Annotated in this window: 19 protein-coding genes; 6 read left to right on the plus strand and 13 right to left on the minus strand. The window is 58.9% G+C overall.

Going from position 1 to position 24,784, the window contains the following annotated elements:
* Nucleotides 1-251: 251 nt before the first annotated feature.
* Together VG146_08885 and VG146_08890 are read right to left on the minus strand one after the other, a co-directional pair.
* The gene (locus VG146_08885; protein ID HEV2392462.1) at nt 252-3,182 is read right to left on the minus strand and encodes an immunoglobulin domain-containing protein; all 2,931 of its coding nucleotides are present in this window, start codon (nt 3,180-3,182) and stop codon (nt 252-254) included.
* Nucleotides 3,163-3,453 carry a hypothetical protein gene (locus tag VG146_08890; protein HEV2392463.1) on the minus strand — a complete coding sequence of 97 codons (291 nt, stop codon included), beginning with the start codon at nt 3,451-3,453 and terminating at the stop codon, nt 3,163-3,165. The genes VG146_08885 and VG146_08890 overlap by 20 nt, the downstream gene beginning before the upstream one ends.
* Before the next feature lie 94 nt (nt 3,454-3,547).
* Here VG146_08890 and larE point away from each other — a divergent pair, with 94 nt between their 5' ends.
* Nucleotides 3,548-4,417, plus strand: coding sequence for an ATP-dependent sacrificial sulfur transferase LarE (gene larE / locus VG146_08895; GenBank protein HEV2392464.1), 870 nt, complete (start codon nt 3,548-3,550; stop codon nt 4,415-4,417).
* Nucleotides 4,418-4,452: 35 nt separating this feature from the next.
* On the opposite strand, the gene VG146_08900 is transcribed toward larE, so the two are convergent.
* Nucleotides 4,453-5,679 carry a DUF5009 domain-containing protein gene (locus tag VG146_08900; GenBank protein HEV2392465.1) on the minus strand — a complete coding sequence of 409 codons (1,227 nt, stop codon included), beginning with the start codon at nt 5,677-5,679 and terminating at the stop codon, nt 4,453-4,455.
* A 51-nt stretch (nt 5,680-5,730) separates the two neighbouring features.
* Nucleotides 5,731-7,416, minus strand: a complete 1,686-nt coding sequence (locus VG146_08905) for a SurA N-terminal domain-containing protein (GenBank protein ID HEV2392466.1) — start codon at nt 7,414-7,416, stop codon at nt 5,731-5,733.
* A gap of 120 nt (nt 7,417-7,536) precedes the next feature.
* Between VG146_08905 and VG146_08910 the strand changes: the two genes are divergently transcribed.
* From VG146_08910 to sixA, 4 genes are all read left to right on the plus strand, one after another.
* A complete protein-coding gene (locus VG146_08910; protein ID HEV2392467.1) occupies nt 7,537-7,914 on the plus strand; it encodes a hypothetical protein in 378 nt (125 codons plus the stop codon).
* 256 nt (nt 7,915-8,170) lie between these two features.
* Nucleotides 8,171-10,333 (plus strand): polyphosphate kinase 1, encoded by a 2,163-nt coding sequence (ppk1, locus tag VG146_08915; GenBank protein HEV2392468.1) that lies wholly within the window; start codon nt 8,171-8,173, stop codon nt 10,331-10,333.
* 85 nt (nt 10,334-10,418) lie between these two features.
* Entirely contained in the window at nt 10,419-11,486 is a 1,068-nt protein-coding gene (locus VG146_08920) for a CHAD domain-containing protein (protein HEV2392469.1), read from the plus strand.
* A 12-nt stretch (nt 11,487-11,498) separates the two neighbouring features.
* Nucleotides 11,499-12,002 (plus strand): phosphohistidine phosphatase SixA, encoded by a 504-nt coding sequence (gene sixA / locus VG146_08925; GenBank protein HEV2392470.1) that lies wholly within the window; start codon nt 11,499-11,501, stop codon nt 12,000-12,002.
* A gap of 157 nt (nt 12,003-12,159) precedes the next feature.
* Here sixA and VG146_08930 read toward each other — a convergent pair whose 3' ends face one another.
* The 9 genes from VG146_08930 to VG146_08970 form a co-directional block, all read right to left on the minus strand.
* Nucleotides 12,160-12,417 (minus strand): hypothetical protein, encoded by a 258-nt coding sequence (locus tag VG146_08930; GenBank protein HEV2392471.1) that lies wholly within the window; start codon nt 12,415-12,417, stop codon nt 12,160-12,162.
* Nucleotides 12,414-13,718, minus strand: a complete 1,305-nt coding sequence (larC, locus tag VG146_08935; protein HEV2392472.1) for a nickel pincer cofactor biosynthesis protein LarC — start codon at nt 13,716-13,718, stop codon at nt 12,414-12,416. The genes VG146_08930 and larC overlap by 4 nt, the downstream gene beginning before the upstream one ends.
* Complete coding sequence (larB, locus tag VG146_08940) at nt 13,715-14,491, minus strand: nickel pincer cofactor biosynthesis protein LarB (GenBank protein ID HEV2392473.1); 777 nt, start codon at nt 14,489-14,491, stop codon at nt 13,715-13,717. The genes larC and larB overlap by 4 nt, the downstream gene beginning before the upstream one ends.
* Before the next feature lie 43 nt (nt 14,492-14,534).
* Nucleotides 14,535-17,255: an immunoglobulin domain-containing protein gene (locus VG146_08945; protein HEV2392474.1), complete on the minus strand. Its 2,721-nt coding sequence runs from the start codon at nt 17,253-17,255 to the stop codon at nt 14,535-14,537.
* Nucleotides 17,256-17,265: 10 nt separating this feature from the next.
* Nucleotides 17,266-17,418 carry a hypothetical protein gene (locus tag VG146_08950; protein HEV2392475.1) on the minus strand — a complete coding sequence of 51 codons (153 nt, stop codon included), beginning with the start codon at nt 17,416-17,418 and terminating at the stop codon, nt 17,266-17,268.
* 75 nt (nt 17,419-17,493) lie between these two features.
* Complete coding sequence (locus VG146_08955; GenBank protein HEV2392476.1) at nt 17,494-19,797, minus strand: secretin N-terminal domain-containing protein; 2,304 nt, start codon at nt 19,795-19,797, stop codon at nt 17,494-17,496.
* A complete protein-coding gene (locus tag VG146_08960; protein ID HEV2392477.1) occupies nt 19,794-20,447 on the minus strand; it encodes a hypothetical protein in 654 nt (217 codons plus the stop codon). Before VG146_08960 ends, VG146_08955 begins: the two co-directional genes overlap by 4 nt.
* On the minus strand, nt 20,444-22,543 hold the full coding sequence (locus tag VG146_08965; protein HEV2392478.1) for a hypothetical protein: 2,100 nt from the start codon (nt 22,541-22,543) through the stop codon (nt 20,444-20,446). Before VG146_08965 ends, VG146_08960 begins: the two co-directional genes overlap by 4 nt.
* 23 nt (nt 22,544-22,566) lie before the next feature.
* Complete coding sequence (locus VG146_08970; GenBank protein ID HEV2392479.1) at nt 22,567-24,285, minus strand: ATPase, T2SS/T4P/T4SS family; 1,719 nt, start codon at nt 24,283-24,285, stop codon at nt 22,567-22,569.
* 181 nt (nt 24,286-24,466) lie between these two features.
* Here VG146_08970 and VG146_08975 point away from each other — a divergent pair, with 181 nt between their 5' ends.
* Complete coding sequence (locus tag VG146_08975) at nt 24,467-24,748, plus strand: hypothetical protein (GenBank protein ID HEV2392480.1); 282 nt, start codon at nt 24,467-24,469, stop codon at nt 24,746-24,748.
* Nucleotides 24,749-24,784: the final 36 nt, after the last annotated feature.

Below are 24,784 nucleotides of genomic sequence, written 5' to 3' on the forward strand. Positions count from 1 at the left end.
TTGTGCAGAATAATCCCGCTGGTGTCCGCATAATTGAAATGCTCCATCTGCACGTTTCCGCAGGCAGGACAATTCAGCTCATCGTGATCGTCTTTCTCAGATGTGAAGATTTCTTTGTTCACGGCTGCTAATGAGGAAATCGTCGCTTCTGGCGCACATATGCAGCAACCGCTAGGCGCCAGTTGGGATCGCGTCGATGTTCCTGGTATTTTATGCATGCATCACGCGTACTCCGAGAAACTTGTCTTGGCTCAAGGCGACCAGGCCCGATAAAATCGAAGCGGGTAATTGGTCCATCCAGGGTCACTGAAGAAGAAAGGGCTGACCCCTCTCGAGTTCGTAGAAAGGGCGGTCCAGTTGATCAAATCCGTGGAGCTTTCAATGACCGCTTGTTGACCGGGGCTGCCCGCCAGGTTAAAGCCAAACCCGCCCGGCCCAGGCTCAAAATGGCCTTCATTGACCAGAATCGTTAAAGGTTGCTGGAACAGCCAGGTTTCCAGGAACCATCCCGCAGTCCCTTGGTTGAGCACAAACCCGCGCGCGCGAACTGTGGCTCCAGGCGCAAGGGCCGGGGCAGCCAGCACCCAGCCCCCGGAGATGCGCGTGCCGCTTCCCAAATTCAACCAATTCAAGCCATTCGTTGTGGCATCGAAAGAGACGCGCCAGGTTTCGGGCGAGGTGCCCCCACGCATCCAGGCAAGGCCCGCACCGCTCAAGGCAAGGCTTTGCCTAGCCGGGTCTGTCGCGTTCAACCGGCCAATATACGACCGCGGCTGCCCTCCCAGAGACCTGAAGCCTCCGCCAACCAGGGCTTTTCCATCGGGCTGCACAATGATGCATTGAACCGGACCGGCAACGCCCGGGCTAAAAGTCGAGTCCACGCTGCCATCCGGGTTAAGGCGGCCCAGCTCACTAATCCGGCCTGCGAGGCTAAAGAAGCTCCCACCCACCAGGAGCTTTCCGTCTGCCTGCAAGGCGAAGGTGTTGATCATGACATCCGAGCCGGGATTGAACGTCGTGTCGAGAGTGCCATCGGGGTTAAGCCGCCCGATATTGTTCCGGGCCTGTCCGGCAAGCGCTGCGATGTTCCCGCCCAGGATAATCCGGCCATCCGCCTGAATCGCCAAGGCATTAATGCGCCCCGCCACCACGGGATTAAATGTTGCATCGAGACTTCCATCAGCAAACAGACGAGCCAGCCCGGTGCGGGACTGCCCGTTCACCGAGGAGAAGGAGCCTGCTGCCAGAATGCTACCGTCGCTCTGGAGCGCCAGGAAAGACACGGTTCCATTTACTACCGGTGTGAACGAGGCATCAAGAGTCCCATCGCTGTTGAACCTGACGAGGTTGGTCTGGGCCTGTCCGTTGACGGTTTTGAAGAAGCCCCCGACAAGGATACGGCCATCGGCCTGCAAGGCGAGGCAGTCCACCTGTCCGTCGGTGCTGGGATTGAACGAGCTATCCAGCACACCCTGCGGGCTGAGGCGGCAGAGGGTTGCGCGGGATTGGCCATTGAAAGTGGTAAAATAACCTCCAACCAGGATGCTACCGTCCTCCTGAATCGCAATGGATGAGATGAGATTATTTGGTTGGAAACTGAAACTGAGATTTGTGGAACCGAAACCGGCATCTGTGGAACCGTCAGGATTGAATCGGGCCAAATAGCTGTAGTCTGGTAAACCTGACGTAGTAATGACGGCAAGAACCTTGCCATCGTCGGCCACCGCGAGGGCCTGGCCCGTCAATACCTGGGGCAGATGGGGAGCAAAAGAATCAGCGGTTGCCCGTGCCGCCAAAACCAGAACGCCGCTCGAACTGACGACCGCCCCCAACGAGTTGGTTACTACTACATCGTAGCTGCCGATAACTGACGGTCCCGTATTGGATAGCATCAACGAACTCCCGGTTGCCCCGGCCAGATTCGCGCCGTCCTTGCGCCATTGATACGACAGAGCCGGGCTTCCTTCAGCCCCAACGCTGAAAATGGCCGTCGCCCCGGTGCTGACCACGAGGCTGCTCGGTTGCATCGTTATCAGCGGCGGCCCGGCGGTCAGCTCGACAGGCCAACTCGATGCATTTCCATTCCCGCCCACAACGGTGCCGAGCGCGCGAACATTCGCGTTCGCCGGCAGGGCTAAGCCTGTGATTTGCCACCCGCCCGGGACTCGGCTGCCTGCTCCCAGGCTCTGCCAGTTGGCGCCGGCATTCGTCGAAACTTCAAAACTCGCTTGGGAAATCTCGGGAGAGGCGCCACCGCGCAACCAATGGATGGTTGTCGCATCTGAGGCCAGGGACTCGCTGGGGACATCGGGGTTGGTTAGCCGTCCAATATTGGTCCGGCTTTGTCCCGCCAGCTTGCTGAACAATCCGGCGACAATGAGCTTGCCGTCTTGTTGGAGGGCCAGCGCAAAGGTCAGCCCGCTGGCCGCAGTGAAGCTGGGGTCGGCTGTGCCGTCTGTATTGAGACGCGCCAGGTTCGTCAGCGATTGCCCTCCAATAGCCGTGAAAAAGCCGCCTACGATGATCTTGCCATCCGCTTGCAAAGCGAGCGAATAGACGGTTCCGTTGCAAGCCGGGTTGAAACCTGAATCCAGAGAACCATCGGCATTCAAGCGGCCCAGATGGGCTTGGGTTAAGCCGTCCAAATTTGTGAATAAACCGCCGGCCAGGACCTTTCCATCGGCCTGAACGGCCACGGCACAGACCCGGCCACCGACGGTACCCAGGAAGCCGGTGTCCAGGGTCCCGTCGGTTTTCAACCGACATAGTTGGCCGCATGGGGCACCGTTGACCGTTGCAAAATCCCCGCCAAGCACAACCGAGCCATTGGTCTGTAGCGCGATGGACCTCACGCCCCCGTCCAGCGTGGGATTAAAAGAAGCATCCAGAGTCCCATCACCCCCGATTCGCCCAAGAAAGGTCCTGGATTGGCCGTTAATATTGGTGAAAGCTCCTCCAACCAATAAGTTCCCATCCGGCTGGGCGACCAGAGCATTCACAGAGGAATCCGGGCTGGCGTTTAACGAGCTGTCCAGGTTCCCGTCGGCTTTGAGCCGGGCCAGATAGCTGCGAGCTTGGCCGCATATCGATTTAAAGCTCCCGCCCAGCAGAATCATGCCGTCTGCTTGCACGGCGATACAGTTCACCGTGCTTCCGAGGGCATCAAAAGGACTGAAGGTCACGTCCGGTGCTCCATCCGGCCCAACCCGGCCAAGGAAGTACCGTGGCAGCCCCCGCCATTGACGTGAAATTGCCCCCCACCAGGACCTTGCCATCCGGCTGTACTGCCACGGAATACACGACACCCATGGAACCGGTCACTCCAGGATTGAACGAGTCTGGCGTCTGAGAAAAACCGCACGGCACAACGACCGAAGCCACGAGGAAGAGAACCCCGGGCAATTGCGAAACCCGTACAAACGAAAGGCGGCCTCCTAAACTGTTGCGTGTCATGCCACAGTTTGGAGGAACCCCCTTCTATCGTCAATCTTTTTAGCTGCCCCGGCTATGGCTGGACACTCGGGCTGAAAGATGCCATTTTCCAGGTGTGGCTTCGGACAAACTTGAAGAATTGCGCGTACTGCTTCGGTCGTACGGGTCGTGCCTGGTGGCGTATTCGGGCGGCGTCGATTCAGTTTTCCTGGCGTATATGGCGCACAAAGTGCTCGCTGAACGTTCCATCGCCGCCATCGCGGATTCTCCCAGCCTCCCCCGGCGCGAACTCGATGAAGCCCTCGCTTTGGCCGCGCAGTTCGATTTTCCCGTGCGCGTGATTCGCACCCGTGAATTCGAGAACCCCGAATACCTCGCGAACCCCAATAATCGCTGTTATTTCTGCAAACACGAGCTGTTCACCGAACTGGCGCCGCTAGCCAGGGCCGAGAGCTGCGCCGTCATCGCGTATGGTGAAAATGCAAGCGACCTCGGCGATTACCGGCCTGGTGCCCAGGCGGCAGCCGAATTCCAGGTGCGTGCGCCCCTCAAAGAAGCCGGTCTCACCAAAAGTGACATTCGCAAGTTCTCCGCCCAACTCGGCCTCCCAACAGCCGACAAGCCCCAGATGGCTTGTCTTAGTTCCCGCATCCCGTATGGCGAAGCGGTCACGCCGGAAAAGCTTTCGATGATCGAGCGAGCGGAGAATGTTCTGCGTGATTTGGGATTTTACGATGTGCGCGTGCGCCATCACGAGTTGGGGCGAGCAGGGACTGCAACGGGCACTGCCCAGCCAGTGCTGCTTCATCTGGCCCGGATTGAAGTGGGTCCCAACGAATTGGCCAAGTTCCTGGCTGATGGGGTATCGGTAAAAATCACCGAGGCCCTGAAACAAGTGGGTTATGCGCACGTCACACTCGACCTCCAAGGCTACCGCCGCGGCAGCGCCAACGAGGCAATTAGAGGGCCGGGTCCTTCCAAGTAACGACGCTGCCGGAAGGCCCAGTTCCACGAGGCCCGTTACACTCGCAGGAAAATTTTTCGCTGATAAAGAAATCTGACCACGGGAAACATCAAGCCGACAACGGCAATGGCCATGACCAGGTCGCCCCACGGTGCCAGGGCCTTTTGGACCGGGCCTCCAACGACCAATTGCGCGAAATCCGAGAAGCTGATGAGGTGAAAGGCCAGGTAAATGGTGATCGGGTTCATCCCAATCCAGACAAATGGGATGCACCACTTGCGCCATTGCCAGACCTCGATGATTTGATGAAAGGCGCCCAGGAAAAGACAGGCATAACCGCCCGCAACCAGGACGTAGGAAGAAGTCCAAATCTTCTTGATCACGGGAAACTGCGTTCCCCACAAAAATCCAACGCAGACTGCGGCCACCCCGGCGCCAAGCAGCCAGAGCACTTTTTTCTGGTCTGACACGCTGCCGCTCTTGAGGAGCAACCCGGCGAAGACGCCCAGCAGGCACGTCCCGATAGCCGGCAGCGTGCTCAGGATGCCTTCCGGATCATAGGCCCCGTCCCAGCGATGGCCTGGCAGGTAAAGAAAATCAATCTGCTGCGTCAGATTCAGGCCGTCGTCAAAGCGCCCTTTGACCATGTTTGTTGTCGCGAGAAATCGGGTCCGTGTTTCGGGGCTGTCGGGTGTGAGCTGGAGGGCTTCGAGGTGACGAGTTTCGAGATTGAAATCGCGAAGGGGCGCCAAAGCGGTCAGCGCCCAATAACCCAGCAGCAGGCAGGCGCACGTGACGAGCATCCCGCGAAGGCGAAAGCTCATAAAGATGACGCTGGTGAAGAAGTAACACAACGCAATGCGTTGGAGAACCCCCATCCACCGGATTTGATCAAAGCCCTTCGACAACCCGCCATAAACCAGCAGTCCGAACAGGTAAAGAACAACGCTGCGGACCAGCACCCGTTTCAGGGCGCCGGCTTTGCCGCGTTGCTGGACCATGCGGGTGAGGGAGAAGACGATCGACGCCCCCACAATGAAAACGAACAGAGGGAAGATCAGATCATAGAACCGCACACCGACCCAGGGCGAGTGGTCCATTTGGCGGTCCAGGAAGCGCGACAGACCGGAAGGCCAGCCTTTGCGCAGTCCGTGGATGAGCTCTTCGCCCCCGACAATCCAGAACATGTCAAAGCCGCGCAGGGCATCCAGCGACATCAGCCTGCGAGTCGTTGGCGGCGCTTGAGGCGCGGCCTGTACCGGGGTGGCCAGGGCATTGCTCATAACAAGATGAGCCTCACGCGAGTCCTCATATCCAATTAGGGGCCAGCCGGACTACGATTTGGCGCCTGCGCTGCCCAGCGTTGGGGGCTGCCGTTGAGGCTGCCCTACGGGGGTGTCGCGCAAACCGTCCCTCAGTTGCTTGGTGTATTCCCGGCTGAACCATTCGTTAAAGGCCTCTTCCTGCCGGGTCCGGCGCAAAGAAGCCAGATAGGCTGGCAACTGGGTTTGCATTTTTTCCTGGTCGATGGGCAGCTTCTCTTTTACGTAAAGGACCATCGCCCCCTGGCTGGTGAGGATGGGGTTGCTGGCGGTCCCCGGAGGCGTGCTGAAGGCCGCCTGCTTAAGCCTGTCTAAATCTATTAAGTCTTCAACCTCGGGCACTGACCGCGTGCTGATCGAGAAGGAGGGCAACTCGATTGGCTTCAGGCTGGCTGCCGCGCAGAGATTGGTAAAACCTTGCCCGCGCGCCAAACCGTTGGTCAGACTTTGATCAAAGCTGCTGGCCGCCTGCCGCGCGTACTGCACAGCCCGCTCATGACGATAATCTTCCACTACCTTAGGGCGGACTTGGTCCAGCGGGGGTATCTCGTGTGGCAGCCGCTTGTCATAGGCGATGACATACACCCCATCCTCACCAAGCAGCGGACCCGCAAATGGATCGTCCGGCGTCAGATCGAAAGCGGTTTTTGTGAAATCCGCCCCCACGTCCAGGTCCTTGGGCGGCTCTTCGCGTGAAAAGGGCGCCGTCACTTGGACGGTCAATTCGTTGCTCCGGGCCAGCTCCTGCAAATTCTCTGGCCGAACCGGTTTTAAATCAAACAGGACGTTGGCAAAATCGAGGGCTTTCTTGCGCGCGTCGTTCAGGGCCTGGTTATGGAGCAGTTGCTCTTTGATTTTGGCTTTGGATTCCTCAGGGGTTTTGGCCCCGGCGAAATAGTTGCTGCCCATCCGCTGATAATTCTCCTCGATCAGGGAATTGAGATTGGTGCTCAACTGGACTTGGGCCTGGGCCAGGTAATTGCTGACATCAAAGCGGACGTAACGGACCTGGACGCGTTCCGGGATGGCATAATTGGCGACGCGATTGGAATAGTACTGCGCCACCTGTTCGGGCAGCACCGTGATACCAGCCAGGTAATTCGAAGCGTTGAAGAACACGGCCTCCGTCGCCATTTCCTGCGATTGCCTTATATAAAAGGCCTTCGCGTCTTGAGGGGTAATCAGTTCCCCGCTCAACCCAATCGTGCCTATCATTTCCTGGATGCCTACAAAGTGCCGCACAAACCGTTCAAAATCTGCCACAGTCAAACCTTGCCGTTCCAATACCCGGTGGACGAAATCCATCGGCGAGGTGATGCCCAGCGATTCAAAGGGACGCATCAGTTGGCGCGCCATATCCGCCGCCGCGTCTTCTCCGACATGAATCCCCATCTTTTCCTGATTGTTCACCAGGACCAGCCATTTATAGGTCTCCGCCTCTTCATCAAACCCCGAGCGCCTGTCCTCGCCCGGCCAGTGGTGGGTCCTGAGAAAATAGTGCAGAGCGACCTCGGCCTGGGCTTGGCGAAAGTCCTGCTCGCTAATGGCCTGGCCATTGATCGAACCGAGGTTGCCCGCCGAGCGGGTGGTGCCGTTCATTTTCGAGTAGGGCGAGAAAAAAATGACAAAGCTGATCACCGTTATGGTGATAATGACTGCCCACAGCCAGGTCTGATGCTTTCGAATCGTTCCAAACATAAATTCAATCTACTTCAAGAACGAGCAACCTAACCTTCTTTCACAATCGGGGTCAAACGCAAAAGGCGGAGCGGTGAAATAGCCTTTACAAGGACAGACCGCTTTGACACGCTGCAAGCCATGTTGAAGAAATTTCTGGTGTTGGCTGGCGTCCCGCTGTTGCTGGCGGGCTGCACAACCACTTTTACCAATTTGACTCCGCAGCAACAGGTTCGCAACCCGAACAACGTTTATCCGGTCGAGGTGGCGCTGGACACCCGCCAGCAGAGTCTCCGTTGGGAGAGCATTCATCCCCAAATTGTTATGGGCAGCGAATCCTTCCCCATGCGGCCCATCCCCATGATGACCAACCGTTGGGAGGGCCTGGTCTCCGTGCCTGGCGATGCCACCCTGGTCCATTACCATTATAAATTCGATTTCGAATACAATTCCCTGGGCAAACCCAAGCCCGATAGCGCCATCTCGCCCGAATACGCCTTGCAGATACTCCAGCCTTAACCGTAACGATTCAGTTTGAACCGTATCAGAAAACGGAGGCGTGAACAGGAAGCAAAGCTGTGTCTTTCACCCTTGTGGCTGGTCACTGAATGGTGAGGCCCCGTTTATGCCTCCGTTGCCCACAAAAGTGCTTCAAAAATCTCCGGTCCCTCCGTTTCCTCCTGTTTCTTTCTGCATGTTGCCGGCCTCTCCCTGCGGACGGGGAGAGGGCCAGATGTAACTTTCCACCGGCTGGCTCATTGGCTACGCTGGCGAGGTGACATCATCGAAAGCAAAGGCGGTTGAATTCAGCCCGGCTCACTTCCTGAACCGGGAGTTGAGCTGGCTGGAGTTCAACCAGCGTGTGCTCGATGAAGCCTTGGACCCCAATAACCCGCTTCTCGAACGGCTGAAATTCTTCTGCATCGTCAGCTCCAACCTCGATGAGTTCTTCGAGGTCCGTGTTGCCGGCCTCAAACAGCAGATGGAAAGCGACGTCGTCGAGCGAAGCGTGGACGGACTGACCGCCACGGAAACCTTCCGCGCCATTACGCGCCGGGTCCGCCTGATGGTTCACGACCAGTATGATGGCTGGCGAAAGCAGCTCAAGCCCGCCCTGGACGCCAGCGGCATTCGCATCCTGGAACTCGATTCTATCGAGCCCAGCGATGCCCATTGGCTCGAAGAATACTATCTCAATCAGGTCCGCCCGGTGCTGACACCTTTGGCCATCGACCCGGCGCATCCCTTCCCGCAACTGCTCAACAAATCCCTTAACTTGATCGTGCGCCTAGAGATGCCGCGCAGTCAGGAAATACTCAAACACCTGGCCGTTGTCCAAATCCCGCGCATCCTTCCCCGAATGGTCCGGCTCCCTCGAGCCGATGGACGCCGCGATTATGTTTACCTCGGCCGGCTTATTGGCCATCACCTCGCCGATTTGTTTCCCGGCACCAAAATCCTCGGGCACTGGGCTTTCCGCGTCACGCGCAACAGCGAACTCTACATTGACGAGGAGGAGACGGCCAACTTGCTCAAAGCGGTTGAAAACGAGCTGCACAACCGCCGCAAAGGCGATGCCGTCCGGCTAGAGGTGGACCAGGATTGCCCCGCGTATATTCGCGAGGCGCTCCTGAAGACCCTCCGCGTGGGCGAGGAGGACCTTTACCTGATTGATGGGCCGCTTAACCCGACCCTGCTCATGACCCTCTATGAAGGGGACCATTCGCCCGAACTGCGCGACCCGCCCTTTGTGGCCCCTGTCGCCGCCCCGTTGCGGGACCAACCCGATTTATTTGCCGCGATTCGTGAACGGGACATCCTGCTGCATCATCCCTATGAGAACTTCAGCAGCATTGTGGCCTTTCTGGAGCAGGCGGCCTCTGACCCCGACGTGCTGGCTATCAAACAAACCCTCTACCGCACCGGGGGCGACCCCCGGATTATCGGCGCCTTGGAAAACGCGGTGCGCAATGGCAAACAGGTGACAGCGGTGGTGGAGTTGAGGGCGCGCTTTGACGAAGCGAATAACATCCAATGGGCTCGCCAGCTCGAAGAATCAGGGGTGCATGTGGTTTACGGGCTGGTCGGCTATAAGATTCACGCCAAAAGCTGCCTGGTTGTTCGCCGCGAAGGACGCGAAATCCGCCGATACGTGCACCTGGCTACCGGCAATTACAATCCCACTACCGCCCGGCTTTATACCGACCTGGGCCTGCTCACCTGCCGGCCCGATTTCGGTGAAGACACCACCAATTTTTTCAATCTCCTGACGGGCATTTGCCAGTTCCAGCCGATGCGCAAGCTACTCGTCGCCCCTTTCGAATTGCACGAACGCCTGCTCCAATTCATCGAGCGCGAGGCCGAGAACGCCCGTCAGGGCTTGCCGGCCCGGATTGTGGCCAAACTCAACTCGCTGGCCGAGCGCCAGATCATCGAGGCCCTTTACCGCGCGTCCCAGGCAGGCGTCCAAATCGAACTCATCGTCCGGGGTATTTGCTGCCTGCGCCCCAGCATGAGCGGTTTGAGTGAAACAATCACCGTGCGCAGCATTGTGGACCGGTTCCTCGAACACAGCCGGGTTTATTACTTCGAGAACGCCTGCCAACCTCAAGTCTTTATCAGCAGCGCCGATTGGCTCCCGCGCAATTTCTTCCGGCGCCTGGAACTGGCCTTTCCCATCGAAGACGGTGTTCTGCGGGAACGAGTCATCAACGAGGTCCTTGGTGTTTCTTTGAGCGATAATGCCAAAGCCCGGTTCCTGCGGCCAGATGGCTCCTACTGGCGCCCGGCGCTTTCCCCTCCACAAAAGCCGCGGCGCAGCCAATTCGAGTTTATCGCCCTGGCGGGAAGGCCGGGCTTTGCAGAACCGGTTGTGGCTGAACCACGGGATGGAAAAATCAAGCCAATCAAGGTTAGAGTCCGTAGAACCCCAGTTTGACGAGCAGCGGGTTTTTGTGCATCTTGGCGGGGTTTAATAACCACCTCAGCATTGAACTTCCCGTTCGTGCAGACGGTCTCATCAAATGCCTGTGAGCAAAACAACCGGAGAGTCAGCCGCCAATGCCCCTGGACCCCATTTCAACGGGGGCGGCGTCAACGGGCATGGCATGCTCGGGCCCGGGCAAAATCCGCCCGCGTTGCCCCCCAGGACCTTCCGGCACCTGGACCTGACCCTTAAAAAGCAGTGGAAGCGCTATCGCAAAGGCCTCAGGCGCTGTCAGGCGAAGTTCTCTGAGGGAGCCGTCCATGAGTCTCGGGTCGAAACGCGCCGTTTGTTATCCATCCTCGAGTTGCTGGCCCCGTTTCTTGCTGCCGGCCACCTCAAGAAAGCGCGAACGGCCCTCAAGGGACATCTGGATATCTTTGATGATTTGCGCGATACCCAGGTGCAGTTGGCAACAGTCTCAAAGATGAAACGCTCCTTTCCAGCGGCGGAAGAGTTCCACTGTTACCTCGAAAAGCGTGAAGAGCGTTTTACCCACCAGACCCGCAAGGAGGTCAAGCGAATCAAGAGCCGGCGTCTGGGCAAATGGGTCGCCGCCACCCGTGAAGACCTTGGGCGTTGGCAACAGCACCATCCAGCAAGCGACCCAAATCTGATTCTTCAGCGCGCGGTTGCTCGTGCCTTTATCCACACCAAGGAATTAGAGGAACGCATCACACGCGAGGATACCGAGACCATCCATCGCACCCGCGTGGCCTTCAAGAGATTCCGCTACATGATCGAGATGCTGGCCCATTATTTGCCTTCGGCTAACGACAAGCTCCTGGCCGCCATGCACCGCTACCAAACCATGATGGGTGAAATTCAGGATGCTGAAATGCTCCTGCGCGCCTGGGACAGATTCGCCGCCAAGACACAGACGGTGCCCGGGGCGCGCGCATTTCGGCTCGATCTGCTGCGCCGCCGCCGGTGGCTCATCCGGGTTTATTTGGCTGCTTCCGGCCAACTCCTGGACTTTTGGCACGTTGCGCCGGCTCCCGGCAAGCCACACTGTGCTGCTGCCGGCGCCCCTGAAGGAACCCCCAGGCCGGCGGAGTTGTGCCGGACGGCGGGGCCCCCCCCAGCAACCAGCCCGGAAGGGCTTTGAAATCGCAGGAGTATGAACCTGTACATTTTGCGTCACGGTATCGCTGCAGAAGCCGGCGTCGCTTCAATCCACAAGGATTCCGAGCGGCCTCTGACCGATGAGGGCGAGCGCAAGGTCCGTAAAGTGGCTCGCGCGATGCAGTCTTTGGAAGTTTCTTTGGACTTGATCCTGTCGAGTCCTTACGTGCGCGCGCGCCAGACGGCTGAGATTGTCGCCGACGTGTTTCACGCGCGCAACAAGCTCGAATTAAGCGACGCCCTGACGCCGGGTGGCGATGCCAGAACTGTGATTCGACGCATCGCCGAAGGGGAGCCGGCTCCCAAAGACGTCCTGCTCGCCGGCCACGAACCTTACCTCAGTGAGTTGATCTCCATGCTGCTTTCAGGCAAGAGCGACCTCGCCATCGTGATGAAGAAGGCGGGCTTGTGCAAACTGTCGGCCGAATCGCTTCACTATCGCCGGTGCGCTTCGTTGGAATGGTTGCTGCCCCCAAAGTGGATGACGCTCATCGGGTAAAGAGAAAATGAACGGCGCGCCCCACCGCAGTCCAAGACGCTGCCGCGCCTTCGGGCGCCGGCCGCGCGAAGCGTCGTGGACTGCGCCAACCCTCTGGGGCTTTTAGGGCCGGCCTTGGGTTTGGCATCCGGCTCATGTTCAAAACGCGATCGGCGCCTCACTCCTCGCGGCGCAGATCGAGTGCCTCGTCAATCAACAGGACGGGAATCTGGCCCGTAATGGGGTAAAGCCATTTGCCATCCGCTCGAACCAACCCGCCTTCGAGCCGGCTCTCCACGGCGCGTCCGGCCCGGTTCTTAAGGGTGCCCGAAGCAATCCGCCTGTTCAGAGATTCCAGAAGCGCAGCATCGGCAAGCCGCAGGTCCTGGTGCGTCTCCGGGCAGCAAAGCAGGCTCAGCAATTCGGCAGTGATCACTTCGATCCCTTGATAGCAGGTTCAGTTTCCAATCCCCTAATGGCCGCGGCATAGATTTCCTTCAAAGGAACATTGGCGCGGGCGGCAAGTTGTTTGCACGATTCATATTCCGGCGAGGATTGAACGATTTCTCCATCGAGCCGGCCAATCTTGACGGCTACTGCTCCAAACGGGGTTTGCACCTGAATGTTCTCGCGCGCCAGTTTGCGCCGCTCGGCCATGTAACGCCGCACGCCAAAGCTGGTAGTCTGCCGCAGGACAAGTTCGGTAAACTGGTCTGCGTGGCCCTCAGCGCAAAGGATAGTGAGCAATACACCTGGCCGGTTTTTTTTCATCTGAACGGCAGTGTAAAACGCGTCGAGTGCCCCAGCGCTCAAGACCTGGTCGATCAGATGCCCGAGAATTTCCGAATTAATGTCATCCAGGTTAGTCTCCAGCACGGCCACGGTATCGGCCTGCCAATCATGCACGGACCCTGTCAATGCCGCCTCACCCAGAACCGCCCGCAACACATTCGGACGCATTTTATTCTCACGGCTGCCCAGGCCAAAGCCAATCTTTTCAGCCACCAGGCCCTGCATTGGGCCGAACCGCTCGACCAATTCCGCCAGCAAGGCCGCCCCCGTGGGGGTGACTAACTCATGCGGCTCGTTGCACTGCGACAGGGCAATTCCGCGCGCCCCCAGAATCGCCAAGGTGGCCGGGGCTGGTATCGGAAAACGCCCGTGAGCGCAATCGACCCAGCCGCTGCCCTCAGTGACAGGGCTGGCCAGCAGCCGCGGTTTGCCCAGCAGTTCCAGGCCTATGCAGGCCCCGACAATATCGACAATCGAATCCACCGCCCCGACTTCATGGAAGTGGACCTGCTCGGGGGGGAGTCCGTGAATTTTTCCTTCGGCCACCGCGATGCGTTGGAAGACAGCCGTTGATTTCTCTTTGACCCATTGAGAAAGGCCGCTTCGGGCGATGAGTTGTTTGATTTGCCCGAACGAGCGGCTCTCGTCGTGAGAGTGGTCATGTCCATGGGCATGTTTTGGGTCGTGACTGTGGGAATGGGAGTGTTCATGCCCCTCGTGGGCGTGGTCATGCTCATGGTCATGGCCGGCATCGAGGTGCACGTCGAATTTCACCCCTTCAATGCTTCCTTTGTGGGCGCGGGCAAAATGAAGATGGTAGCCGTCCAGCTTCAATTTGTTCAGCTCGCGCTCGAATTGTTCACGGTCCAGTCCCAGGTCAAGCAGGGCGCCAATGAACATATCGCCGCTGATTCCACTGAAAAGGTCCAGGTAAAGAGTCTTCATTCGGCTTGCTGCGCCGCCAGGGCGTTAATCTGACTGGCGGCATAACCGGCTCCAAAGCCGTTATCAATATTGACGACCGTCATGCCGCTGGCGCAACTATTGAGCATCCCCAGCAAGGCGGCCAGGCCGCCGAAGCTGGCGCCGTAGCCCACACTCGTAGGCACGGCGATGATCGGCTTATTTACCAGGCCGGCCACCACGCTCGGCAGCGCCCCCTCCATACCCGCCGCGACGATGACTACATTGGCGCTCTGGATTTGCTCGAGCCGGCCAAAGAGACGATGAACCCCAGCAACCCCCACATCCGTCACGCGTTCAACAAGATTGCCCATGATGTCCGCCGTGACGGCGGCCTCTTCCGCCACTGGCAAATCGCTCGTGCCGGCGCAGACCACGGCGATTATCCCGGGCCGTTTGGGCAGGGGCTGCGCGTCAATCGTCAGGCACCGCGCGGTTTCGTGATGCACAGTGTTCTTGAATTGTCTCCGCAACGCCCGCGCGTGGTCTGCATTGACCCGCGTCACCAGAACCCGTTCCCCGTTCTCGATCAGTTTGCCAGCAATGCGCAACACCTGTTCAGGCGATTTGCCCGCGCCGAAGATCACCTCGGGAAATCCGCGCCGTAAACCACGGTGCATATCGACCTGGGCAAACCCCAGGTCGGCGATGGGAGGCGCTTGAAAGGCCTGCAGCACCTTCGAGCGGCTGACGCCGCCTGCCCGAAATTGCTCCAACAGCCTGATTGCTTCGGTTGTGGTCACAGCGCGCACCATGCCACAGCCAGGCGCGGCGGTCACGCCTGAAAATGGCCCGCGCTCAGCGCAGCCGATAAAAGCGGCTGCTCTGAGTCGTGCCATCCTGGAAGGGCATCGTTGCGCTGTTAGTCGTCAAGGGAACCCAGTTGGTATCGCTGAGGGCGTTTTTATATTCAACAACGTAGGTGGCGCTGGTCCCGCCTTGGGGAATAAAACTCAGCAAGTTCGAATTGATTGTGAGCTGAGAAATAGCGGTTTGGCCCGGCTGCAACACGGTGAGGGTTGCGCCAATGCTATTGGTGGAGCCAAAGATATTGGTCACCAAAACACTGTAGGTCCCGGCTTCAAACACCAGCACATCACCGATGATATACGAACTGGATGTGGCGCCGGAAATGTTATTAGTCCCATTAAAGTGCCATTGATAACCCAAAGGCGCGGAGCCGAAAGCGCTGACTGTAAAAACCGCGCTGTTTCCAGCCACAACGCTTTGGTTAGCAGGCTGGATGGCGATTCCAGGAAGCAGATTCAGGGCCGCTGGCGCGCTGGTCACCGCCCCATAAAGGTTCGTGATGACGACCTGGTAGCTGCCCATATTTGCCGGTTGCGCATTGGCTACCGTGAGGGCACTGGCGGTGGCTTGGGCCAGGGCCGCCCCGTTAAAGAACCATTGGTATCGGAGCGTCGAATTGGTATCCCCGGTCGCGCTGACCATAAAGACCGCCGAGCGGCCCGGGGCAACGGTTTGATCGCTGGGCTGAGAGAGAATTGAAGGACGAAACCGCACAAAAACATTGGTGCTGGTAGAAAGGCCGAACGGATTGCTGACCTGGACCGCATAAGGCCCCGCATTGACGCTCGACACGTTCGTAACGGTAAAACTGGATTGGGTTGCCGAGGCAATAGCGATCCCGGCCAGGAGCCATTGATAGCTCAAAGGCGGAGCGCCGGAAGCAGTGACGCTGAACGTCGCGTTGGATGATGGGTCGGCGGGGGCATCGACGGGCTGCTGGAAAATGGCCGGCGGCCCTGAGAGTTCAAACTCGTACGCGCCGATATCGCCCTTACCATCGACAGGCCGCGGAACGCCGCGCTGGTCGGTGGCCGGGAGGTCCCCTCCGGGAGGGATGCGGTTCAGAGCCGGGCTGCCCGGCAAGAGGGCCATGCTGAGAGTGGGGCCGCCATTGTTGGTCAGAGAACCCAATCGCGGATTGGCGTTCAGGAAATCAGTGCTACCCAGGGCTAGACTCGCATCCGAGCTCAGGTTATAGCCGCCGTCCATGATCAGGCCATACCCGTTGCCGCCCGGTTGGTTGGTCGAGAGCAGGGAGTTCTTTAGGATGAACGTGCCGCCCCCGCCGGCAACGCCCCCGCCATTAGCGCCGCCTGGATTGCCGTCTGACCCGTTGAACGCGCCACTCCCCGCCACCCCGTTGGTCCCGCCCAGCGCCGCGCAGTTCGCAATCGTGCAGTTGACCACGGTGATTGTGCCCGCCCCATAAATGCCGCCACCATTGGCGTTGCCGCCATTGCCGCCGTCTCCGCCTTGAGCCAGAGAACCGCCACCGACGCCGCCGTTGCCCCCAGTCCCCCCCACGATGCTGTCGCTATAAAAGGTGCAGTTGGTCACTGCGGCAAAAAAGATGCTGCACAGACCGCCACCGGAGGCGTTAGCCCCATTCTGGCCTGGGTCACCCACGCCATTGGCTTGCGTACCGCCTGCCGCACTGTTGCCCCCTTGAGCCGTGTTGTCCGAAAAAGTGCTGTTATAGACCACAAATGGCTGAGAGCTGAAAATGCCCCCGCCGGCTGCAGAACCTCCTGCGGCGCCGTTCCCATTAATGCCGGCAAAGACACCATTGCCGGCGGCGCCGCCCGCGCCGCCACTGCCGCCAGTGGCTGAGTTGCCGGAGATGGTGGAGTTAACCAGTTTGAAATCCCCTCGATTGCAAACCGCACCGCCGTAAGCAGCCCCGCCATTGGCGCCATCTCCTCCATTGCCACCCACACCCAATTCGCCACTGCTGTCGCCGCCATTGCCGCCCGCCCCGCCCCTACCGCCGCTGGCGGTGTTGGTGGCCAATGTGCAATTGAGCAGCACCAGGGAACCTAAGTTATAGATCGCGCCACCCTGGCCGGTGACGCCGGCGGTGCCGTTGCCCCCAGCGCTCCCGGCACTTGAATTCGTAACCCCATTGGCGCCCGCGACGCCGTTTAGGCCCTGAGCGCTGTTCCCGGTAAACGTACAATTGCTCGCCAGCAAACTCCCCCCCAACTGGATGTACACACCCCCGCCATCGGCGCCGAACCCGGATGCCAATGTTACGCCAAACAGTTTCAAACTCCCAACCACGTTGAAGATCGGCACTAGGTTCCCGCCACTTAAGGTGACGGTATGTCCATTGCCGTCCAGGGTAATGTTCTGCGCGATGGTGATAGGACGAATCAGTGTGATAGAGCAATCCTCAGCAAAAGTAACCACGCCACCGGTTGCCAGCGCCGTTCGCAGGGCGTCTTCACTACAAGTTGTAACGGTGCTATCGGCCCTGGCTGCGGCCCCGCAAAACAGCAGCGCAAGGGCCAGCAGCTCAATAAAGCAGCTTAGGTTCAGCCGGAACCATGCATTGAGGTTCTCGGCGAGCGCGCCCGCCCCGGGCGCTATTCGGCGCGCCTCGCGCCGAACAGGGTGGCGGACAACCCAACCAAAGGGTGCAGCCGTGCGTACGCCCTTGCCGACGCCGAGGGCGGCACCGGCGGGGCACGAGGTGGGCGCGCTCCCCATTTCAACTGCGTCATTGCGGCATGGAGCCTGCCACCCAACCGAAGAAGAGCGCCAGAGGCCTGGCGCAGTCCACGACGCTGGCGCGCTGTCCAGGGCCGTCCTGCTTCGGTGGGGAATTGGACTGCGGGACCATGCGCGAACCGTTCGCGATTTGCCGCGACATTTCATGAGGGCCTTGGGTTGAGGTTTACAAGATCGTAAGCGGCCAGGGTTGTCCGCCAGGGCTTTGATGTGCCGTTTAGGGCGAACGTTCAAATTCCTTATTAACCTGCTTTAACCGTTTAGCCTCTTCAAGCTGGATTTCCTTCTCGGTCTGGCGCACGGCGGGCATCTTGTCCTTCTCGGCTTTGGCTGTCAGGGCGGCCACTTCCGGTGTCGGCAGGACCGTGGGCCGTATCAGAACGATGAGTTCGGTCCTCTGTTCCTCCGCCGAGGACGATCGAAACAAATATCCCAGCAAGGGAATGTCCTTCAGGAAGGGCATGCCAGAATTGTTGGCGTTTTTGGTCGTTTCAATCAACCCGCCCAGCATGATCGTATCGCGGTCGCGCACGGCCACCTTGGCTGCAGCGTCCTTCGAGCTGGTGATCGGCACGTCGCCCACGTTCTGGATGGTGACATTGCCTTCGAAGCTGTCGATCTTGGTGTGGATATCCATGACCACTAGGCCATCGGGATTGATCAGTGGAGTCACTTCCAGTGTCACCCCGATCTGGAGTTGCTGGATCGAGGCATAACCCCCGAAGGCCCCGCCCCCATAATAGCTCGAAACAGGATAGGGCCGGTCTTCCCCGATGAACAGGGTGGCCGGCACGGCATGGGAAGTCTGGATACGTGGGCGCTGCAGGATTTTTGCTTTGGTGCTGCTGGCCAACGCTGTGATCGAGGCATCCAGGTCGTTGCCCAAGTGGGCCAAATAGCTGAAGCCGCCCGGCACGCTGCCCGCCAGGTTGGTGGCGCCGCTTGCCAAAAAGCTGCTGCCCGAAAGCAGATTGTTATTATTCAGCGCGCCAATCCCGCTAAAATAGTTGCCCGGATGCGACGGCGAGGTCTGCAGGTAACTGACCCCGAGGTTGCTTGAATCATCTAAAGAGACTTGGATGATGACTGCCTCGATTAAAACCTGCGCCAGCACGATGTCCAATTTGGCAACCACGTCTTTGATCATCTTCATGTCCTCGCGCGAGGCGAAGATGAGCAACGAATTGGTGCGTTGATCCGCAATGATCTTGGTCTGGCCCAGCACCTGGATTTCCCCGGCGGTGGAAGCCTTCTTAATGATATTCTGCAGCCGTTGAGTGAAACTGGTGCCGACACCCGCGCGCTGGGCGGGAGCCGCTTGCATGGGAATGACCTCGCCGTAGGGGGTCATGGTCCCAGGCATGCCCCCGCCGTAACCACCTACGCCGCCATATCCACCCACGCCCCCATAACCACCCATGCCCCCTGCACCGCCGTAACCGCCTGCCCCCATTCCGGCATGGTATCCACCGCCCGCCTGGCCCCCTGCGCTTGCGCCCACAGTCGTGGTGCCTCCGCCGGCACTAATGCTGTTGAGAGCGCTGGCCATATCGGTAGCGAGGGCGTATTTGATCGGGATGACTTCCGAGATGTATTCCGATGGCACGGCCACATCGATTTCTTTTACCATTTCCAACATCCGTTTGACGTTCTCAGTGTAATCCCGCAGCACCAGGATTTGGCTGCTATCGATGGGCAGAATCGCATTGGGAATCTTGGCCAAGGGCTGCAAGACCTGCACCACCTCGCTGGGCTTGGCGTATTTCAACTGCACCACGTGCGTGATGTACTGGCCGATGTCAGGCAATTGTTCGGGCGTTTGTTTGTTCCATGCCGCCCCAGCCGAACCGGCCTCAGCCATCGGAACCGCTTTGACGAATTTGTCCCCGATGTTGATCATCGAAATCCCATTGAGGGCCAGCACCGCGTCAAAGGCTTCAATGGCCTCGCTCCTGGTTAAAGGGGTTTGCGTGCGCAATGTAATGGTTGGAGCGGGGAGCGTCGTGGGACGCAACACGGTGCGCCCGACCAGCTCGGCATAAACCTCCAGGACCTGGTTCAGGTCTGTGGCAGGAAAACTAATTGTCCCGGCCGGGATTGTTTCCTGCGGAGGGCCGTTGGTGCTGCGGGGAGATGGCCGGGCCACAATCTGGTCTCCGGGCGCAATCGTGGCGCGCGGAGGCGCGACGTTGGTGGGCGCTGCCGTAGCGGGCACGTTGGGGACTACAATGCTGTTGCTGCTGAGGGTGGGCACAGGGCGCAAGGTGGTGCGTGGAGTAATGGCTGGCGCCGAGGGCGCAGCAGCGGGGGGGACAACAGGCGGAACCCGGATTGGGGGCGCCACCTGAGCCGGTTGAACCCCTACGCCATTGTTGCTTCCGTCAAGAGCTCTGAGCAAGGCCTGCTCGATGAGCGTTTGGTTGCTGAGCGTCTCGCCCGTGGGCGGCGGTGAAAAGCTTTCTTGCGCCTGGACCTGGCCGCACAAAGCCAGGCAACAGAGAGAGAGGAGGGTAGTCTTCACTTTATTTTGGGAGGTTTGTTTGGCGGCCGGCCCGAAGCGCTCGAGAAGGAGGGTGGCGATGGCCCACGCGCCCCAGGTGTGTGGGGGCCGCTGGGAGTTCGGCCGGGTTTTGCTGTGGTGGTTTTCTGGTAACTGGCTACCAACGTGACGCTGCCCATCAACTGCTGGCGCGGGGCATCCGGACGCAAGTTCAGGTCGCGCACGCGGATTTGGGAATTGCCGGAGCCGAGATTATAAAGGAAATTGACTAGCTGCTCTTCCCCCGCCTGCACGCCAATGCTTTGGCTCTTCTCAATAAAAAACTGGTTGGTGGTGGTTTTGGTGGTCGAGTTGGAAGTGGGATGGACCCCGCTTTGGCCGGCCTGCATTTGGACCGTGTTGGCGAATTGAAACCCTTGTTCCTCAGCCGGCACATCGGAACCCTCGGAAGCCAGCTCCCGAATACCGCGCATATACGCGTTGGTCTGGGCGATTTCGGCCTCGAACTTGGCTATCTTTAGCTCCGCCTCCTCGTGCCGCGCCTGCATCACGCTCAAATCCGAGAAATGCGGGAATACGAACAACAAGTTCAGCACGATAAACAGCAACGCCCCTGCAGCGACAACGACCCGCTTCTCGAATGGGCGCAAGTTGTTCCAATATTCGTTCATTGCGCCTCCGCTCGTTTAAGCTCCAATCTCAGGCTCCAGGCCGCAATCGAGCCCTGGTCCCGATACTGGAGGCTGTCGCCTCGGTTGGGATCGAACAACGGCTGGCCATCGACCGTCGCCCGGCGCATGGCGGCCTCGAATTCGAGTAAAGACCGGATTTGGCCCGCCGGTGCGGTGCCGCTCAGGCTGAGCCGGCTGCCTTGATTGAAATTCAGACTGTCGAGAGTCACTTCCGCCGGCAGCAGGCGCGCCGTGGTATTCCAGCAGTCCAGGGCGGCGTACTTGAGGTCCTGCCTCTCTTTAAGGACTTTGAACTTGTCGCGCAGTTGGATGGCGTTGGTATAAGTCGGACCCAGGAGGGCAACCTGTGATTCCACCGCATCGGTGAGGTAAGTGGCGTAAGCGAGCCGGGCCATGAAGACAGCCACATATAAGAGATAAATGGCCGCCACGACAAATAATCCGCGCAGCCAGAGCCGATCGACAAATTGCTGCTGGTAACGCAAAGAGTACTCTTCCGGGAGCAAATTGGCGCGCGGCTCGGCCTGGGCTGAACGCCGGGCGGTCAACGCGGCCAGGTCCATCGAGGCCATCGGCGTGAGCGTGTCAATGGGTTGTTCGAGCCCGGCGCGCAAAGCCGGTTCCCACTCGGCGGCCCCAACGTCGGCGACCAAGTGCCAGCCGGGCGGCGAGGTCAACCACCCTTCCAATTCGCCCGCCCAGGTCATTTGCATCAATTGCTCTTTGAGCGCCGCTGGCCGATTGGCGGCAGGCAGCGTGAGAAAATCGAGGTTTTGGAGCACGCCCCCATACCACCAGGCCACCAGCGCACTGTCCTTGCCTCCAGCCGCTTCGGGATAAATCCACGCCCCATCCTCCGTAATAGCCGTGGTCTGCAACTGATCCAGCAACGGCAACTCGAGGCGGTCAGCCATGTACCCCTGGCCTTCGAGCTTGCCCAGGAACTCCTCGACGATGTTGCGCGCCACAACCGACACGATCACCGTCTGCATGTTCCCGCTGGTATGAGGCAACACGTGAAGGCTCCAGACGATTTGCGCCACAGGCATCGGTGAGAGCTTCTCGAGCTGCAGCTCGACCATCGACAGGGTTTCATTGAAATCGCTCCGGGGAAGCTGCACGACCCGCAGAAAGACATGCTCGGGCGGCAACCAGGCGATATTAAGTTTGCGCTGAAAGAGCGTTCGCCAATCCTTCGCCACGACTTTCGAAGGCAACCGCTCCGCTTCGACGCAAGTCTGCTCCCGGCCCAAAACATACTTGCTGCCGTGAGCATCAAAATGCCATAACCGGCGCGCCTGGGGGCCGACTTCCAGAACGTTGCAGGAGCGGATAGCCGAAGCGGTCGCGCGGCTCGGGACTTTGCCGCTGAATTTCGAGGGCAACGCCGACGTCCCTTGCGCCGGCTTGGGTTTCAGCTTCAGAAAGCGGAAAGCCAAAAGACCCAGCAGGCAAACGGCAATACCCGCAGCGGGATAAAAAGAAGGGTTGCTCTGCCAGCGATGAACCATTTCCAGCAGATGGGATTTGGTATGCGCCGCGCCGGGCGGGGCTGGCGCAGCAACGGCGTTTGTTTTCGCGTTCGCGTTAGTTTTGGTGGCCGCGCCCCTGGGCAGGGGCTTGGCCCGGTTGGTCTTAACCACCGGATGCGCCGTAGCCGCAGCGCCGTTTGTTATAGCCCCAATCCTGCGCGGAAAAGGCACCATCTCACTGGCAGCGCCCGCGCCAAGTAGGGCAAGACCCAGCGCAAGGCTGGCGATTAGCAGGCGCAGCCCCAGGCCGGTCACATTATACCACCCATATCGGCGCCGCTGGCGAATCCTATTAACACACCGCTTTAGTGGGGTGAGGGACGTCCGGGAGGCTTGCGAAACCGTTTCAACGGTTTCCACGGCGTGCGAGAAACCGTTGAAACGGTTTCTAAGGACTTGCCGGCCCCAGACACCCCGCTGAAGCGGGGTCTTAATGAGAGCGCCTGGTGTCGAGCCCTCGGGATTATGAAATGTTTTGGTTGGCTGGGTCATCTTACACCAGCGGAGCCGGCGCCACTGCAAGAAATTCAGAAGACTCTCCATTACACGATAACTCCGATGGCTGCTCAACTCTTCACCCATACCTCGGCTTTGGTATCCTCTATCAAGGCGTCGAGATGCTCTTCGATCTGAGTTACACGCAGCACTTCTTCGATCGTTGTCTGCGCGGCGCGCACTTTGTTCCAGCCATCCGTCCGCAGGGTGCGCATGCCGGCTTCAATGGCCTTTTGAGCGATGGTCGAGGCCGGCGCGCGATTGAGAATCAGCGGACGCAATGCCTCGCTCAGGATGAGCAATTCATAAATCCCCATTCGTCCCTGGTAGCCTAACTGCCGGCATTGTTCGCACCCGGCCCCGCGCCAGAATTTCGCAGTTCCAATCTCGTCCTCGGGAAAACCAATACGGCGCAGGTAGTTGGGTTCGACCTTCTGCTCCTCCTTGCAATGGGCGCAAATCGTGCGGACCAGCCGTTGGGCCATCACCGCTTCAACCGACGAAGCCACCAGGAATGGCTCGATGCCCATATCGATCAAACGCGTAAAGGCGCTTGGCGCATCGTTTGTATGCAGGGTGCTGAACACCAAGTGCCCCGTCAGCGCCGCCCGGATGGCAATCTCAGCCGTCTCCAGGTCGCGAATCTCACCGACCATGATGACGTTGGGGTCCTGCCGCAGGATATGCCGCAAGCCCATCGCGAAGGTCAACCCGATTTCGGGCCGCACCGCAATCTGGTTGATCCCTTTGAGTTCATACTCGACCGGCTCCTCGATCGTGATGATGCGCTTGTGCACCGAATTAATCGTGCTCAAAAACGCATAGAGCGAGGTCGATTTGCCTGAGCCGGTCGGCCCGGTTACCAGGAAAATCCCGTGCGGTTTGATGATGATTTCGCGAATCGCCTGCTCTTCAATCGGGGCAAAACCCAGCTTGTCCAGGCTCAAAAAGATTTTGCCGCGCGTCAGCAACCGCAACGAGACGCTCTCGCCATAGACGGTCGGCACCGTGGAAACGCGGATGTCGATTTCCTCGCCTTTAATCCGCACGTTGATGCGCCCGTCCTGCGGGAGGCGCTTCTCGGAAATGTTCATGCCGGACATGACCTTGATGCGCGAGATGAGGGCTGCCTGAAAACGCTTGAGCTGCGGCGGCATTGGGGTCTGGTGCAGGATGCCGTCAATCCGGTAACGGATGCGCAATTCGTCTTCGGCCGGCTCGAAATGGATGTCGGTCGCCCGGTCTTTAAAGGCCTCCCAGATTACCTGGTTGACAAACTTGATGACGCTGGCTTCCTGATCGGTCTCGGTGATTTCCTTGTCCAGCGGCAGGTCCAAGTCCATCGGGGCTTCTTCCTGGTCGAGTTCGCCCAACGTCTCGGCGCCGACGCCGTAAAAGTTCTTCAAGGCCTTCTCTATCTCGGGTTTAGTGGCCAGCGCGAATTGCACCGAGCCGCGCGCGTCAAATCGCACGGCGTTGAGCATGGCCGTATCGAAAGGATTGCTCACCGCCACCTGGACGGCGCCATCCTGGACCTGGGTGGGCAGCACAGAATATTGAAAGGCCACCTTGGTCGAAATCCGGTTGCGCGCTTCGGCGGGTACCTTGAGCTTGGGCAGGTCCAGGAAAGGCCAGTTCAGGGCTTGGGCGAGCTTCTGCAAGAAAACATCCTCGGCCAGCCCGCTTTCGCGGCAAATAAACCCTAGCAACGTCTCTTGTGAGCCGCTCTCAACGGCCACCTTCCAGGCCTTGGTCCACTCGTCGAATTTCTCGGGAGTGGCCAAGCCCATTTTAGACAAAAACTCTTTTAATGAAATGAATGCCATGGATCACCGACTAATCATTAGTCCTTAATTACACGTCAAAATATGAAAAGTTGCGCAACGGGTCAAAGTATTTAGAGCCCTTTGCGCAGTTCTGGTCTGTCCCGAAGATAAGGCAAGGACTTGCTCTACCAATTGGACCAGTGATTTGGGTAATAAGAATGTTAGTTACTTCGTGGGCTTGGATTCAGTTGAGGGCAGCAATACCAGCCTGCTGTCCGGCGACAGAAATCTCAGCAACAGTCTGACGGCGGGCAGCCGTCTCTTAACGCTGACTACGAACGTGACCCTCGGGTGGACCAAAGAAACTCACTTTGAAAAGGGAAACATTTGCTTTGCAGATGGCAGTGTGGATCAGTTTACAAACGGGCATTTTGGCACAGCCAATGAAGCTCTAGGTCTTGGCACGAATCGCTTGGCTGTCCCGTAATCGGTCTGACATAAGGCTTTTGCAGCCTCTCCATCC

This window comes from Verrucomicrobiia bacterium, assembly GCA_035946615.1.
In the GTDB taxonomy this organism is placed as follows: domain Bacteria; phylum Verrucomicrobiota; class Verrucomicrobiia; order Limisphaerales; family UBA8199; genus DASYZB01.